The organism is Streptomyces sp. NPDC088812 (assembly GCF_044750285.1).
Taxonomy (GTDB): Bacteria; Actinomycetota; Actinomycetes; order Streptomycetales; family Streptomycetaceae; genus Streptomyces.
Genome location: NZ_JBIVJP010000005.1, coordinates 52,830 through 68,649, shown reverse-complemented (window position 1 = coordinate 68,649; position 15,820 = coordinate 52,830). Strand labels below are relative to the sequence as shown.

The window sequence follows — 15,820 nt, the reverse complement described above, 5'->3', positions numbered from 1 at the left end:
ACGTCCCTTGAGACGGTGATGAGCCGGAGCCGTTCCCCGGAGGCCCCGCGCCTCCGGGGAACACTTCTGTCAGGCCCCTGACCACCTTTGTCGTCCCGCCGACCGGACGACCCGCTGTGTAACGGTCAAACGAACAAAAAGGTGAGGTCTCTTTCCAGGTCTTGCCATACGGGTGCAATCGTCAATACCGTCATACATCTCACCCGCATCGGACCGTCGGCAAGCGGCTCTAGGGGAGGGCTCAAGGACCGCCTCGACGGCGTCCGGCGCGGGAGCGCGGTAGGGGGGTGCCGAGCTCGGTCAGCGCATTGTGTGACCGGGCCGTGCCGCGCGGTCGGCCGCCGTTCTCCGGGGCCGTCCAGTTCTGCCAGCTCACCCGGCGTGCGCGGAGAAGTCCTCCGCCATGCCGTGCCGGACGTGTCGCGGAGAGGTCCTCCGTCGTGCCGTGCGGCCGCGGGTGGGAAACAACCCCCCTTTCGAACCGGACGTAGATCCGGGCCGCCCAGGGGCGGGCGGCCCACCGGACGAGAGGGAACCAGACTCATGAGTTCCGTGCTGCAGCCGGCGACATCGGGCCAGGATCTCCAGGCTCCGTCCACCGCCGGAAAGTACCGGCCCATCACCTCTCACCTGGCCATCACACCGCCGGTGAGCGTCGTGATCCCCGCGATGAACGAGGCCGAGAACCTCCCGTACGTCTTCAAGACCCTGCCGGACTGGATCCACGAAGTGGTCCTGGTCGACGGCAACTCCACCGACGGCACCGTCGAGGTCGCGCGTGAGCTGTGGCCCGGTGTCAAGGTCGTCGGGCAGCAGGGCCGGGGCAAGGGCGACGCCCTGATCACCGGCTTCGAGGCGTGCTCCGGCGACATCATCGTGATGGTCGACGCGGACGGCTCGGCCGACGGCAACGAGATCGTGTCGTACGTCTCCGCCCTCGTCTCCGGCGCGGACTTCGCCAAGGGCTCCCGCTTCGCCAACGGCGGCGGCACCGACGACATGACCTTCGTCCGCCGACTGGGCAACCGGGCCCTGTGCGCCGTCGTCAACCGCAAGTTCGGCGCCCGCTACACCGACCTGTGCTACGGCTACAACGCCTTCTGGCGGCACTGCCTGGACAAGATCGAACTCGACTGCACCGGCTTCGAGGTGGAGACCCTGATGAACATCCGGGTCGTCAAGGCCGGGCTGAGGGTGCAGGAGATCCCCAGCCACGAGTACCTGCGCATCCACGGCGTCAGCAACCTGCGGGCCGTCCGCGACGGGCTGCGGGTGCTGCGGGTGATCCTCGCGGAACGGTCCAACCGCCGGGCGCTGCGCCGCCGCGGACACCGGTCGCCGATGCTCGACACGGTCCGGGGAGAGGCGTCTTGAGCTCGAACGGCACCACGAACAGCAGCACTGCCGACAGCGCCGACGGCAGCATGAACGGCACACCGGCCGGACAGGCCGCGCGCGACGGCTCCGCCGGCATCTCGGTCGTCGTCTGCGTCTACACCGAGAACCGCTGGGAGGACATCCTCGCGGCCGTCGCCTCCGTGCGGGCGCAGACCCGGCCCGCCCTGGAGACCCTGCTCGTCGTCGACCACAACCCGGTCCTCCTCGACCGGCTGGCCGAGGAGTACCGGCAGGCGCCCGACGTACGGGTGCTGCCCAACGCGGGCCCGCGCGGCCTGTCGGCCGGCCGCAACACCGGCGTCGCGGCCTCGCACGGCGCGATCGTCGCCTTCCTCGACGACGACGCCGTCGCCGAACGGGACTGGCTGCGCCGCTTCGCCGACGCCTACGCGGACCCCCGGGTCATGGCGGTCGGCGGGCGGACCGTACCGGCCTGGTCCTCCGGCCGGCGACCCGCCTGGTTCCCCGAGGAGTTCGACTGGGTGGTGGGCTGCTCCTACCTGGGCCTGCCGCCCGGCCTGGTCCGGGTGCGCAACGTCCTCGGCGGCAACGCCTCCTTCCGGCGGGAGGCGTTCGCCGTCGCGGGCGGCTTCGCCACCGGCATCGGCCGCGACGGCGACAAGCGGCCGCTGGGCGGCGAGGAGACCGAGCTGTGCATCCGGCTCAGCCGCGCGAGACCCGACGCGGTCCTGCTGGTCGACGACCGCGCGGTGATCCACCACAAGGTGCCCGAGACCCGCGAGCACTTCGCCTACTTCCGCACCCGCACCTACGCCGAGGGCCTGTCCAAGGCGCTCGTCGCCCGCAGCGTCGGCGCCGGCAAGGGCCTGGAGTCCGAACGCCGGTACACCACCCGGGTACTGCCGGCCGGCGTCGTCCGGGGCCTGCGCGACGGGCTCCTGGGCCGCGCCGGGGGCGCCCGCCGCGCCGGCGCGATCGTCGCCGGCGTCCTGACCGCCGTCGGCGGCTACCTGGTGGGCACCGCCCGCGCCCGCCGCGACGGCACGACCTTCGCGGTGGTCCGGATCGCTGGGCCCGGGACGAGCGGCGCGCCTCCGGAGAGGCGGCCCGGAACGGAGGGCGCGATCAGGGACACCGGGACGTCCGAAACGGCCGACAGCGCCGCACCGTCCGGCGATCCCGGCGATCCCGGCGATCCCGGCGACCTGGGGGACCGAGGCGGCCGCGGGAGCGGCGGGGCGGCCGGCACGGCCACGGGTACCGGGGCGGCCTGCACGGCCACGGGTACCGGGGCGGCCGGTGCCGCCGCGGGTACCGGGGCGGCCGGTGCCGCCGTGGGTACCGGGGCCGCCTGCACGGCCACGGGTACCGGGGCGGCCGGTGCCGCCACGGGTACCGGGGCGGCCGAAACCGTCGGGGCCGTCGTGCCGTTCCGTGACGGCGGAAACCGCGGAAGCACAAGGGCCGGCGGCACGGTCGCGGACGCCGGAACGACCGATGCGGTCGCGGACGCCAGGACGGCCGGGGCGGTCGCCGACACCGCAGCGGCCGGTGCCGCCGCGGGTACCGGGGCGGCCGAAACCGTCGGGGTCGTCGTGCCGTTCGGTGGTCCCGGGGGCCGCGGGAGTGGCGGGGCGGGCGGCGTGGGTGAGGCCGGCGGTGGGCGGGGCGTGCCGCGGGCGGAGGGCGCCGTATGACGGAAGCTCGGGTTCCGATCCTGATGTACCACGCGGTCGCCGCCGAGCCGAACGGCGCCACCCGCGCCCTGTCGGTCACACCGGAGGCGTTCGCCGAGCAGATGGGGCTGATCGCGGACCGGGGGCTCACCCCCCTCACCACGGCCGGCCTGGCCGCCCGCTGGCGGTCCGGACGGCCCCTGCCCGACCGGCCCGTCCTGATCACCTTCGACGACGGCTACGAGGGCGTGCACCGCCACGCCCTCCCCGCCCTGGCCCGGCACGGCTTCCCGGCCACGCTGTTCGTGTCCACCGGCTGGATCCGGGGCGCGTACGACACCGGCGGCGGCCTGGACACCATGCTGGACTGGCCGCAGGTACGCGAACTGGCGGACGCGGGCGTCGAGATCGGCGGCCACAGCCACACCCACCCGCAGCTCGACCAGGTCGACGACGGCACGCTGCGCGCCGAGCTGACCCGCTGCCGGGACATCGTCGCCGACGAACTGGGCGCCCTGCCCGTCTCCTTCGCCTACCCGTACGGCTACTCCAGCCGGCGGGTGCGCACGGCGGTGCGGGAGAACGGGTTCGCCCAGGCCCTCGCCGTCGGCAACCGCCTCGCCCGCCGCACGCAGGGACCGTACGCCCTGCGGCGGGTGACCGTCCGGCGCGGCACGGGCGCCGAGGAGTTCGAACGGCTCCTCGACGGCCGGGCCGTCACCCGCGCCTTCGCCCGGGACCGCGCCCTGACCAGGGGGTACGCGGTGGTCCGCAGGACCCGGCAGATCCACCGCAGGGCCGTCGGGGCGCTCGTCTGAGCCGACGGGCTACGGCCGGGGCGGTCGAACCGCCCCGGCCGGGCCCGCGGTGCCGACGCGATACGCATCTTATGCACCCGATTGCCCTGAAACAGTCAGAAATGCTGTAGCCACCTCCGACACACCGCCGCGCAGTGCGGAAACCCGGTGCGCGCGGGCCCCGTGTGCCGGATCATGGCGGCATGTCCGCGCACCCACACGACGCCCTGCCGATCCGGCTCACCGTCGACGACTCCGACTCCCCGTCCGATGTCGTCGACGCGCTGTTCCTCGGCCGGTTCGCGACGGGCGAGCAGCCGTACTCGCACGCCGCGAACATCGACCGCGTGCGCTCCGGCGCGAACCTGATCCCGCCGGACGCACGCGTGCTGCGCGTCGCCCGGGACGACGACCGCAGCGCGACGCTCGCCGAGGGCGACGGCTGGACCCTGCTGGTCTCCCGCTGGAACCGCGGCGCCGACGTCACGGTCACCGCGACCAGCGCCGAACTGGCCACGAAGGTGCTCAACGCGGCCACCGACGGCGCGGCGGACGAGCCCGAACCCCAGCCGGAGAACGTGACCATGGGCTTCTGGTACGTCTCCCCGAGGCGCGGCCCGCACCGCACCACCCGGCAGATCTCCGCGGGCACCTGGGACGAGATCCGCCCCAACTACACGGCCCCGGTCGCCGAGGCGATGGACCATCTGATGGGGACGACCCCGGACGACATCGCCGGCCGGCTGCTGCTCCTGCACGGCCCGCCCGGCACCGGCAAGACCTCGGCGCTGCGCACCCTGGCCCGCTCCTGGCGTGACTGGTGCCAGGTGGACTGCGTCCTGGACCCCGAGCGACTGTTCTCCGACGTCGGCTATCTGATGGACATCGCGATCGGCGAGGAGGACGGCACCGGCAAGGGACGGTGGCGGCTGCTGCTCCTGGAGGACTGCGACGAGCTGATCCGCGGCGAGGCCAAGCACACCGCCGGCCAGGCGCTGTCGCGGCTGCTGAACCTGACCGACGGTCTGCTGGGCCAGGGCCGCAACGTCCTGGTGGGGGTGACCACCAACGAGGATCTGGAGCGTCTGCACCCGGCGGTGGTCCGCCCGGGCCGCTGCCTCGCCCGGATCGAGGTCGGCCCGCTGACCCGCCCGGAGGCGGTGGACTGGCTCGGCACCGACGAGGGGGTCGGCCGGGAGGGCGCGACCCTGGCGGAGCTGTACGCGCTGCGGCGGGGCACCTCCCCGACCTCACTGCCGGAGCCGCGGGGCGGGGCGGACGCGGGGCTGTACCTGTAGTGCTTTGATGGAGCCATGACCCTGTTCGTCGGCACCTCGGGGTGGCAGTACAAGGACTGGAAGGACGTCCTGTACCCGGCCGACGTCCCCGTGCGGCGATGGCTGGAGGAGTACGCGGCACGGTTCGCCACCGTCGAGATCAACAACGCCTTCTACCGGCTGCCCTCACGGGAGACCTTCGCGTCCTGGGGCGAGCGCGTGCCGCCGGACTTCGTCGTCGCGGTCAAGGCCAGCCGCTATCTGACCCACATCAGACGGCTGCGGGAACCTGAGGAGCCGGTGCACCGGCTGATGAGCCACGCGGCCGGCCTCGGCTCCCGGCTCGGCCCGGTGCTGCTCCAGCTGCCGCCGACCCTGCGCGCCGACCCGGGCCTGCTGGACACCTGCCTGGCGTGCTTCCCGGCCGGGACCCGGGTCGCCGTCGAACCCCGCCACGACTCCTGGTGGACACCGGCGGTCCGCGAGGTCCTGGAGTCCCGGGGGGCGGCCCTGTGCTGGGCCGATGTCCTCTCCCGCCCGGTCACCCCGCTGTGGCGGACCGCCGGCTGGGGCTACGTCCGCTTCCACCAGGGCCGCGCCCACCCCTCCCCGCACTACGGCCGCCGTGCCCTGGAGACCTGGCTCGACCGCGTGGCGACGACCTGGCCGAGCGACGCCGAGGTGTACGCGTACTTCAACAACGACCCCGGGGGCGCGGCCGTGCGGAACGCGGTCATGTTCGGCAGGACGGCGGAGCGGGCGGGCCTGCGGCCGACCCGCGTCCCCGACCGCCCATCCCTCGCCCATCGGTGACCCCCGCACCCCACACCCGCCCCGGCCCAGGTCACCCACCCGGCCCCGCACCCCCGCCCCCGGCCCAGGTCACCCACCCAGGGGCGCGGGGAACTGCGCGACCAGCCACGACGGCCCCGCAGCCGCCCGCCGGACCGGCAGCCCCCCGCACACGCGGCAGGCCACGCACACGTGGCAGACCCCGCACACGTGTCAATCTCGCCGCAAACGCCCATCACTCCTGGTAGGCGGCCCGCAAAGCGTCCCGGACCGCGGCCAGGGCCTCGTCCTGAGTGAGCCCCAGCCGCCGCGCCCGTTCCCCGTAGGCCCGCGCGGCAGCAGCCAGCTCGCGTGCCGCCGCCGAACCCGCGGCGGCGACGTACGTGCCGTGGCGGCCGCGTGTCTCGATCACGCCGTCCGCCTCCAGGGCCCGGTAGGCCTTGGCCACCGTGTTGGCCGCCAGCCCCAACGACTCGGCGAGGCCCCGGACGGTCGGCAGCCGGTGGCCCACGGGCAGCTCGCCGGACCGGGCCTGCTCGGCGATCTGGGCCCGCACCTGCTCGTACGGCGCGGCCCCCTCAGCGATGTGGATCTTCAAGGTCACGGACCCGATTGTCCCGCACCCGCCGGAAAAGGGGAGGCGCATCGAAGGCTTCCCCGCCTAGCCTGCGCCCCATGACCGTCAGCGTGCGCGACCTGCGCCCCGAAGCTGCGCAACGGAGGTGCGGTATGTCCGCGAACTCGACCGACCCCGCCGGCTCCCCGGGCCGGGTGGACGTGGTCCTCGTCAAGGGCGGCCGGACGAAGATCCGCTACCCCGCCGGGCTGCTGTCCGACGACGGCACCAGGATCGCCGTCCGGGCCGCCTGGGCGGGCGACGGCGTACGGGACTTCGGCTTCGTACGGTTCGAGCCGGGCGACGTCTTCACGGAGTACTACTGGCGCGACCGCTGGTACGCGGTGAAGGAGGTCCGCGACGCGTCGGGGGCGCTGAAGGGCTGGTACTGCGACGTCACCCGCCCCGCCACGCTCACCGGCACCGACCTGGTCGTCGAGGACCTCGACCTGGACCTGTGGTGCTCCGCCGACGGCAGCGACGTACGGCGGCTGGACGAGGACGAGTTCGCGGAGAGCGGGCTGGCCGAGCGGGATCCGGGGGCCGCGGCCGCCGCCCTCGCCGCCCTCGACGAGCTGGAGGTGTCCGCCGGCGCGGAGGGCGGCCTCGAGTCACTGCTGGCGTGAGGTCGTCACCTCGTCCGGTGTGAGGTCGTCACACCGTCGGGCGTACGGCGTCCCGCCGGCCGGCGGGAGGCGTCACACCGTCGCCACCACCGCGTACCGCTCGTCCCGCACGTCCTTCCCCCACAGCTCGGGGGCGTCGGAGAGCCGCTCCACGCGCGCGTGCCCGGTGAGCGGGGCCAGCAGGGCGGTGAGACGGTCCGCGGGTATGCCGACGGGGGCGACGGCGCCCCACACGCCCTCGACCAGCACCAGCCGTCCTCCGGGCCGCAGCAGCCCGCACCAGTGGCGCAGGGCGCGGGCCGGGTCGGGCAGGGCCCACAGCACGTGCCGGACGAGGACGGTGTCGAAGCGCCGGTCCCCGACCGGGGGTGCCGCAGCGTCGCCGAGGAGGACCACCGCGGCGCGTCCGGCGAGCTTGGTCCGGGCCCGGTCGACCATGGCCGGTGAGAGGTCGACCCCGGTGACGCGGTGTCCCTGCTCGACGGCGAGGAGGGACAGGCTGCCCGTGCCGCAGCCGAGGTCGAGCAGGTCACCCGGGGTCCCCGGCAGCCAGCCGCGCAGCCGCCCCGCCCAGGCGGCGCGCACATCGGGGTCGCGCAGGCCGTGGTCGGGCTCCTGGTCGAAGGCGGCGGCCGCCGCGTCCCAGTCGACACACGGCGAAGTCGTCCCGTCACTCCGGTTTGCCATGCCCCAAGGGTGACACCCACCACTGACAATCGAATCGTGACAGCCGCCACTGACAGAACAGGTGGCGATGAGGAACTCTCCCCTAACGGGTCTATCTCCGTGAAACCACGGAACTCGGTAGCACCCCGAGGAGGCAGCCATGCGCCGCACGACCGTGCAGAAGCCCCTGAAGAAGACGGACTCGCGCCGGATCCGCGAGGAGGCCGACGCGCGCCCCTCCGGACGCCCCGAGGTACGCAAGGACATCGCCCGCACCTGGTGGCCGGACGGGTAGGACCGGCCCGGCCGCCCGGCCGGAGCGCGCCTCGGGCCGGCCCGCCCGCCCCTGTCCGATCCCGGCCTGAGCGCTTCCTTCCTGATCCCAGCCTGAGCGCTTCCTTAAGGCGACCCTAAAGATCGTCCGCGACCGCCCTCAGCAGGCGTTTTCACGGTTTCTTGGTTCCGGCACACATCAGCACCGGTTCCTAGGAGACCTCCATGTCCGCACGCCGCAAGGCCGCCGCCGTCGCCGCCCTGGGCCTGACCCCGCTGGCCCTGACCGGGCTGTCCGCCGCACCCGCGGCCGCGCACGGCTCGATGGGGGACCCGGTCAGCCGGGTCTCCCAGTGCTACGCGGAAGGCCCCGAGAGCCCGACGTCGGACGCCTGCAAGGCGGCTGTCGCGGCCGGCGGGACACAGGCGCTGTACGACTGGAACGGCATCCGCGTCGGCGACGCCGGCGGCCGCCACCAGGAGGTGATCCCGGACGGCAAGCTGTGCAGCGCGAACAACGACGAGTTCAAGGGGCTCGACCTGGCCCGCGCCGACTGGCCGGCGACGAGCGTGAGCGCCGGCTCGTACACCTTCAAGTACCGGGTGACCGCCCAGCACAAGGGCACCTTCACGGTGTACCTCACCCAGGCCGGCTACGACCCGGCGCAGCCGCTGGCCTGGTCCGACCTGGACCTGGAGCACCCGGTGGCGACGGTCACCGACCCGGTCGCGGCGGACGGCTTCTACACGTTCTCCGGCGCCCTGCCCGAGCGCTCGGGCCGGCACGTGCTGTACGCGGTGTGGCAGCGCTCGGACAGCCCCGAGGCGTTCTACTCCTGCTCGGACGTCGCCTTCGGCGGGGACGGCAGCACCGGCACCACGGGGGAGAGCGACACCGGCACCGGCACCGGCACCGGCACCGGAGAGAGCGACACCGCCACCGGAGGCAGCGACACCGCCGAGCAGGACGACAGTGCCGCGCCCGAGGCGTCCGCTCCCTCCGACGAGCAGATCGAGGCCGGTGCCGACAAGTCGACGGTCGAGCACCACGGCCACGGCGACCAGGACGCCACCACGACGACGGACGCCACGCCCGCGAGCGAGGCGTCGCAGACCGCCGCGGCCGGCGGCGCCAACCGCCCGAAGGCCGCCGGCAGCACCACGAACCTCGCCGAGACCGGCGGCGACGGCAGCACGCCGTACATCGCGGTCGGGGGCGCCGGCGTCCTCGCGCTGGGCGCGGCCGTGCTCTTCGCGTCGGTCCGCCGGCGCGCGGTGAGCGGCGGCCGCCACAGCCGCTGAGCGCACGGACCCCGGGGCCTGAACGGCGGCTCAGGCCGGTCAGGCCCCGGCGCACGCCCCCGGTGACCGGCCGCCCGCCGGCACCCGGGAGTGGCGTACGCCGGGCCGGGACGGGATCGCGCCCCCCCCGAGCCGGCCTCCCCGTCGACGGGATCGCGTCACCAGGGCCGAACTCCCCGCGGCGCGCTCACGTCACCCATGGCGGGCCTCTCCGTCGACGGGCTCACGCCGCCAGCGTCCCCAGCATCACCGCCCTCGGGCCGAACTTCGCCCGTGCGCGGTCGGCGACCTCCTCGATGCGGCGGGCCTTCTCGTCCACCGGGTCGAAAGTGAGCTGGTGGGTGGCCTGTTCGGCGGAGGTGAGGCTCTCGGCGCGCAGGGCGAGCGCGCGGACGCGGGCGCGCTGGAGGCCGAGCGCCTCGTAGAGGTCGTACGCGGTCCGGGTGAGCTCCGGCGAGTGGGCGGTCGGCTCCCGCAGGGTGCGGGTGCGGGTGGTGGAAGAACGGTCGGCGTAGCGCACGGTGAGGGTGAGGGTGCGGCAGACCTTGTCCAGGGCGCGGAGCCGGGCGCCGAGTTCCCCGGCGGCCGAGAGCAGGGCGCGGCGGTGCCGGTCGGGGTTCAGCTCGTCGCGGGTGAAGGGGCGTTCGGTGGCCAGGATGGGGGTCCCCCCGCTCGAGCGAAGCCGAGAGTGGGGGAGCGAGACGCCGTTGGGGACGACCCGGCCCCGGTCGACGCCGTTCGCCCGCTCGTGCAGGTCCCGGCCCGTCCTCGCCCCGACCAGCCGCTGGAGCGTGGACAGGGGCGCGGCGGCGACCCGGCCGAGGGTGTCGAGGCCGTACTCGCACAGGATGCGGGCGGTCGCGGTGCCGATGCCGGGCAGGGCGACGACGGGCCTCCCGGCGAGGAACTCCCCCACCGCCTCCTCGGGCACGGCGCACGTCACGCCGGGCCGGGCCTCCCGCATCGCCATGCGGGCCAGCATCGGGCCCGGTCCGGCGCCGATCGCGCAGTCGACCCCGTGCAGCGCGAGGGCGCGGACGCGGATCACCGAGGCCAGTTCGACGGCGTCGCGCCCGAAGTAGCGTTCGGCGCCCCGCAGATCGGCCAGCGCCCCGTCCGGCGGCAGCGCCTCGACGACCGGGGTGAAGTCCTCCAGGAGCCCGAGCAGCCCCGGCAGGGCGGTCTCGTGCGCCGACGGCAGCTGGAAACGTACGCAGAGGATGGTCATCCCGCACTCCCCGGACTCTGGTGCCACAACTTCCTTCCCACCGCGGGCCCTTCGCCCGCGGGGCGCAGATCGGCCCAGGGGTGCATCCGGTACCCCGTGGGCATGCGGATGTGCCGCCGCTCCATCGCGTCCTGGGCCGCGGACCCGGCCGGCGCGGGCAGCCCGTCGGAGCCGGCGAGCCGTCTGCGTGCCGGGCCGTCGGCGCCGGCGGGCGCGGAGCCCTCGGCGGGCGTGGAGCCGCCGACCGCCGTGGAACCGTCGGCGGGCGCGGAGCCGTCGACGGGCGCGGAGCCGGCCGGTTCGGCGAGCCGGGCCGCGACGCCCTCCAGCCCCTCCTCCCGCCGTACCTCCAGCAGCTCGGCGAGGTTCCAGGCGGCGGCTCCCACCACGCTGAGGCTGCGCGGGCCGCGCCGCTGCACCACCCCGCGCACCAGCAGCAGCCAGGAGTGGAAGACGGTGTGGGCGCAGGCGTCGTGGGAGTCGTCGAAGAAGGCCAGGTCGACCAGGCCGGTGCCGTCGTCCAGGGTGGTGAAGATGACCCGTCGGCCGGAGCGGACCGGCGGGGTCTGGGTGGCCGCCTTGGCGCCCGCGACCAGCACCGTCCCGCCGTGCCGCGCCTCGCGCAGCCGACGCGCCGACACCACGCCCAGCTCGCGCAGGAACTCCCGGTGGTCGTCCATCAGATTGCGCGAGGCGTCCATGGACAGCACGCCCAGCTCGGCGCTGAGCCGCTCCTCGGAGGTGAGGTCGGGCAGCCCCGCCGGGGCCGTCCCGCGCCCGCCGGCCAGCGGGAGCTGGCCGCCGCCCGCGCCCCGGGAGCCGCGGTGCAGCTCGGTCAGGTGCAGTTGGAGGTCGCGCCGGTTGGCGCCGAAGTCGTCCAGCGCGCCCACCTGCGCGAGGCGCTGCGCGAGCGGCCGGCTGGGCCGGGCCCGTTCCCAGAAGTCGAGCAGCGAGGCGTACGGCTGCCCGTCCTCGATCCGCCGCGCCTCGGCCTCGCTGATGCCGTGCACGTCGGAGAGGGCCAGCCGGAGACCCCACCGGCCGGGGTTCCCCGGAATCCCCATGGACTCCCTGGATTCAGACACCAGTTCGATCCGGTGGGCGGCTCCCGACCGGTTCACGTCCAACGGCAGGACCGGCACCCCGCGCCGCCGCGCGTCCGCCAGCAGCAGCCGCTTCGGGTACATCCCGGGGTCGTGCGTGAGCAGCCCCGCGTAGAAGGCGGCCGGGTGGTGCGCCTTCAGCCACGCCGACTGGTACGTCGGGACGGCGAAGGCCACCGCGTGCGCCTTGCAGAAGCCGTACGAACCGAAGGCCTCGACGATCCCCCAGGTCCGCTGAATCGTTTCCGCGTCATAGCCGTTCGCCGCCGCGCGCTGCGCGAACCAGACCTTGATCCGCCCCTGCGACCCCGGGTCGGACAGCCCGCGCCGCACCCGGTCCGCCTCGCCCCGGCCGCAGCCCGTCATGACGGCGACGATGTCGATGACCTGCTCGTGGAAGACGACGACCCCGTACGTCTCCTTCAGCGGCCCCTCCAGGTCCGGATGCGGGTACCGCACCGGTGCCCGCCCGTGCCGCGCCGCGATGAACGGCCGCACCATGTCGGCGGCGACCGGCCCCGGTCGGAACAGCGAGATGTCGACGACCAGGTCGTGGAAGGTGCTCGGCTGGAGCCGCCCGACCAGGTCGCGCTGGCCCGGCGACTCGATCTGGAAGCAGCCCAGCGTCTCGGCGGACCGGATGAGCCGGTACGTCGCCGGGTCGCCCGGCGGCAGGGCGTCCAGGTCGACCTCGGCGCCCGTCGCCCGCCGCACCTCCGCGACCGCGTGCGCCATCGCCGACTGCATCCGCACGCCCAGCACGTCCAGCTTGAGCAGCCCGAGGTCCTCCACGTCGTCCTTGTCGAACTGGGACATGGGCAGGCCCTCGCCGCTGGTCGGCACCACCGGCGTACGGGTGAGCAGGGAGGCGTCGGAGAGCAGGACCCCGCAGGGGTGCATGGCGACACCGCGCGGCAGGGCGTCGAGGGCCTCGACCAGCTCCCACAGCCGCCCGTACGTCTCCTTCCGCTCGGCGAGCGCCCTGAGTTCGGGCAACTCCTCCAGCGCCGCGCGGGCGTCGCGCGCCCGGATGTGCGGGAAGGACTTGGCGAGCCGGTCGATCTCGGCGGGGTCCATGGACAGGGCCGCGCCGACGTCCCGGATCGCGTGACGGACCCGGTACGTCTCCGGCATCGCGACCGTCGCGACCCGCTCGGCGCCGAACCGGCCGATGATCGCCCGGTAGACCTCCAGCCGGCGTGCGGACTCCACGTCGATGTCGATGTCGGGCAGCACCACCCGCTCCTTGGACAGGAAGCGCTCCATCAGCAGCCCGTGCTCGACCGGGTCCGCGTGCGCGATGCCGAGGAGGTGGTTGACCAGAGAGCCGGCGCCGGAGCCGCGCGCGGCGACCCGGATGCCCATCTCCCGGACATCGTCCACGACCTGGGCGACCGTCAGGAAGTAGGAGGCGAAGCCGTGGTGGGCGATGATGTCCAGCTCGCGGTGCATCCGCTCCCAGTACGCACGCCGCCCGGCGTAGCCGTGCAGCACCATTCCCGCCGCCGCCCGCGAGGCCAGCGCCCGCTGGGCGGTCCGGCGTCCGGCGCCGACGAGGTGCGGCTCGGGGAAGTGGACGGTGCCGATGCCCAGGTCGTCCTCGGGGTCCACCAGGCACTCGGCGGCCGTCGCCCGGGTCTGCTCCAGCAGGCGGTGGGCGGCCTCGCGCCGGAAGCCGGCGGCCTCCACGATCCGCTCGGCCGCCCGCAGCATGGCGTCCGGGTCCTTCAGCCAGGCCTCGCCGGAGTCCCGTTCCCCTGCCGGGTCGATCGGCACCAGGCGGCGGGCGGCGTCCAGGACGTCGGCGACCGGGCCCTGGCCCGGGTCGGCGTACCGGACGGCGTTGCTGAGCACCGGGCGGATCCGCTGTTCGGCGGCGAAGCCGACGGTACGGGCGGCCAGGCGCAGGGAGCCGGGCCCGGTGCCGGCGCGGCCGTGCCAGACGGCCTCCAGCCGCAGGGCGTCGCCGTGGACCTCCCGCCAGGGGGCGAGGAGCCGCGCGGCGCGGTCCGGGCGGCCGGCGGCGAGGGCCCGGCCCACGTCGGAGTCGGGGCCGAGCAGGACGGTCAGGCCGTCGCCGTGCTGGTCCGCCCAGGACAGCAGGGGTGTGTCCGCCGCGGTGTGGGCGGCGGTGACGAGCCGGCACAGACCGGCCCAGCCCCGGGCGCCGTCCCGGGCGAGGAAGGTGACGCGGGGGGCCGACTCGTCGACGAAGGCGCCTCCGCGCACCGGGGTGCGGCGCCTCTCCCGCCGTACGGCCCCGTCCCCGCGGACCGGCTCGGGGGGCGCCACCGCCAGATCCACCCCGAACAACGGCCGCACGCCCGCCTTCGCGCAGGCCTTGGCGAAGCGGACCGTGCCGGCGAGGGTGTCGCGGTCGGTGAGGGCGAGGGCGTCCATGCCGCGTTCGCAGGCGCGCTCGGCCAGCCGCTCCGGGTGCGAGGCGCCGTGGCGCAGGGAGAACCCGGAGACGGTGTGCAGATGCGTGAAGTCCGGCATCCACACCTCCCGCTATCGAACATCAGTTCAAAACTGCCTCACCCCCACCATAGACCAATTCCCGAACACATGTACGACACCCGTTCGGACGCCGCCCACCTGCGCAAACGCCCGCCACCCCCGGGCCACGGGGACATGACACAGGCCACCGCCGCCCCCCACCGGGACCGGCGGCACGGGCCGGGTGAGGCCGCCGTCAGCCGATGCGGGTGCCCGTCGCCGACAGCGCCTCCGTCACCGGCTGGAAGAACGTCTCCCCGCCCGAGGCGCAGTCACCGCTGCCGCCGGAGGTGAGGCCGATCGCGCTGCCGCCGGAGAAGAGGGAGCCGCCGCTGTCGCCGGGCTCGGCGCAGACGTCGGTCTGGATGAGGCCGTCGACGATCTCGCCGTTGCCGTAGTTCACGGTGGCGTCCAGGCCGGTGACCGTGCCGGAGCGCACCCCGGTCGTCGAGCCGCTGCGGGTGACGCCCATGCCGACGGTGGCCTCGGCGGCACCCGTGATCGCCTGCGCCGAGCCGTCGTAGAGGTTCACCTCGCCGGGGTGGGGGACGCCGGCGGTGTACTTGACGAGGCCGTAGTCGTCGCCGGGGAAGCTGGAGGCCTCGGTCGTGCCGATGACGGTGCCGGAGGAGTCCGACCAGGTCGAGGCGGACTCGGTGCAGTGCCCGGCGGTCAGGAAGTACGGCTCGCCGCCCTTGACCACGTTGAAGCCGAGCGAGCAGCGACCGCCGCCGCCCGTGATGGCGTCGCCGCCGGCGACGAAGGGCGTGAACTCCCCCCGGGTGCGCCGGAGCCGTGCCGTGGGGCCGAGGCCCTCGACGACCTCGGCGAGCCGGGCCCACTCGGCGTCGGAGACCGTGCGGTCGGCGGTGACGACGACCTCGTTGGCGGTCGGGTCGGTCACCCAGGAGGTGCCGGGGACGGCCGCGTGCTTCCGGAGCGCCGTACGGGCGCCGCGCAGCTCGGCGAGGGAGTTCTCGACGAGTCTGGCCCTGGCGCCGGCCGCCTCGACGGTCCTGGCCGCGGCCTCGTCGAGCACGTTCACCACGAGGCTCCCGCTCTCGGCGTCGTAGTAGCTGCCGGCCGCGTCGGCGCCGAGGTCCGCACCGAGGGCCGAGGCGAGCTTTCCGGCCGCCGGGACGGAGAGCGGCCGGGGCTCGGGAGGGCCCGCGGCCTCACTCGCGTTCGCAGTCCGGAAGGTGACTCCCGCGACGACGAAGGCGACGACACCCGCTCCCGTGAGGACGGCCCGCCGTCCGGACATGCGTCGGTACTTCAACTCGCGTCCTCCTGTGGGGGGGCCGGGATGGTCGTGGAGACCGCCGCGAGCCGGAAGGACCCGGGCGACGGGCGCCCACTCTCCCGAACCCCCCAGGGAGCACACAAGGTCGCCTTGCCGACGCGCACACGGTGACCGCAACGCGCCCCACGCGCCTTCACCACCCCCCTCACGCCGCACGGTTCGCACTGCAAACGCCACGCGTGACGCACCGGACACCGGGCGGCGAGGTCCGGACCTGACGCGATGTCGCCGGTGCTCGCGGCATCACCGAGGGCGCCGTCGTGCGCTGCGGCGGACCGACCCGGCAGGGGTGAGCCCCCGCAC

Annotated in this window: 12 protein-coding genes and 1 pseudogene; 8 read left to right on the top strand and 5 right to left on the bottom strand. The window is 74.7% G+C overall.

The window, feature by feature from the left end; translation table 11 throughout:
• Positions 1-543: 543 nt before the first annotated feature.
• From ACIP67_RS10575 to ACIP67_RS10555, 5 genes and pseudogenes are all read left to right on the top strand, one after another.
• On the top strand, positions 544-1,374 hold the full coding sequence (locus ACIP67_RS10575) for a glycosyltransferase family 2 protein (protein WP_401690468.1): 831 nt from the start codon (positions 544-546) through the stop codon (positions 1,372-1,374).
• A 50-nt stretch (positions 1,375-1,424) separates the two neighbouring features.
• Positions 1,425-2,432, top strand: a pseudogene (locus ACIP67_RS10570) (glycosyltransferase family 2 protein); the annotation flags it as partial.
• A 620-nt stretch (positions 2,433-3,052) separates the two neighbouring features.
• The gene (locus ACIP67_RS10565; protein ID WP_401690466.1) at positions 3,053-3,853 is read left to right on the top strand and encodes a polysaccharide deacetylase family protein; all 801 of its coding nucleotides are present in this window, start codon (positions 3,053-3,055) and stop codon (positions 3,851-3,853) included.
• 182 nt (positions 3,854-4,035) lie between these two features.
• Entirely contained in the window at positions 4,036-5,130 is a 1,095-nt protein-coding gene (locus ACIP67_RS10560) for a DUF5925 domain-containing protein (RefSeq protein ID WP_401690464.1), read from the top strand.
• Between the two features lie 15 nt (positions 5,131-5,145).
• Complete coding sequence (locus tag ACIP67_RS10555; RefSeq protein WP_401690462.1) at positions 5,146-5,922, top strand: DUF72 domain-containing protein; 777 nt, start codon at positions 5,146-5,148, stop codon at positions 5,920-5,922.
• 214 nt (positions 5,923-6,136) lie between these two features.
• On the opposite strand, the gene ACIP67_RS10550 is transcribed toward ACIP67_RS10555, so the two are convergent.
• Positions 6,137-6,505, bottom strand: coding sequence for a GntR family transcriptional regulator (locus ACIP67_RS10550; protein WP_401690459.1), 369 nt, complete (start codon positions 6,503-6,505; stop codon positions 6,137-6,139).
• A gap of 125 nt (positions 6,506-6,630) precedes the next feature.
• Between ACIP67_RS10550 and ACIP67_RS10545 the strand changes: the two genes are divergently transcribed.
• Positions 6,631-7,143 carry a DUF402 domain-containing protein gene (locus ACIP67_RS10545; RefSeq protein ID WP_401690456.1) on the top strand — a complete coding sequence of 171 codons (513 nt, stop codon included), beginning with the start codon at positions 6,631-6,633 and terminating at the stop codon, positions 7,141-7,143.
• A gap of 72 nt (positions 7,144-7,215) precedes the next feature.
• Here ACIP67_RS10545 and ACIP67_RS10540 read toward each other — a convergent pair whose 3' ends face one another.
• Positions 7,216-7,830, bottom strand: coding sequence for a class I SAM-dependent methyltransferase (locus ACIP67_RS10540; protein ID WP_401690453.1), 615 nt, complete (start codon positions 7,828-7,830; stop codon positions 7,216-7,218).
• 139 nt (positions 7,831-7,969) lie between these two features.
• Between ACIP67_RS10540 and ACIP67_RS10535 the strand changes: the two genes are divergently transcribed.
• On the top strand, positions 7,970-8,104 hold the full coding sequence (locus ACIP67_RS10535; protein WP_401690450.1) for a hypothetical protein: 135 nt from the start codon (positions 7,970-7,972) through the stop codon (positions 8,102-8,104).
• Positions 8,105-8,307: 203 nt separating this feature from the next.
• On the top strand, positions 8,308-9,384 hold the full coding sequence (locus ACIP67_RS10530) for a lytic polysaccharide monooxygenase (RefSeq protein WP_401690447.1): 1,077 nt from the start codon (positions 8,308-8,310) through the stop codon (positions 9,382-9,384).
• A gap of 223 nt (positions 9,385-9,607) precedes the next feature.
• On the opposite strand, the gene ACIP67_RS10525 is transcribed toward ACIP67_RS10530, so the two are convergent.
• The 3 genes from ACIP67_RS10525 to ACIP67_RS10515 form a co-directional block, all read right to left on the bottom strand.
• On the bottom strand, positions 9,608-10,612 hold the full coding sequence (locus ACIP67_RS10525) for a DNA polymerase thumb domain-containing protein (protein ID WP_401690444.1): 1,005 nt from the start codon (positions 10,610-10,612) through the stop codon (positions 9,608-9,610).
• Positions 10,609-14,214 (bottom strand): DNA polymerase III subunit alpha, encoded by a 3,606-nt coding sequence (locus ACIP67_RS10520; protein WP_401690441.1) that lies wholly within the window; start codon positions 14,212-14,214, stop codon positions 10,609-10,611. Before ACIP67_RS10520 ends, ACIP67_RS10525 begins: the two co-directional genes overlap by 4 nt.
• Before the next feature lie 196 nt (positions 14,215-14,410).
• A complete protein-coding gene (locus tag ACIP67_RS10515; RefSeq protein WP_401690438.1) occupies positions 14,411-15,493 on the bottom strand; it encodes a S1 family peptidase in 1,083 nt (360 codons plus the stop codon).
• Positions 15,494-15,820 lie beyond the last annotated feature (327 nt).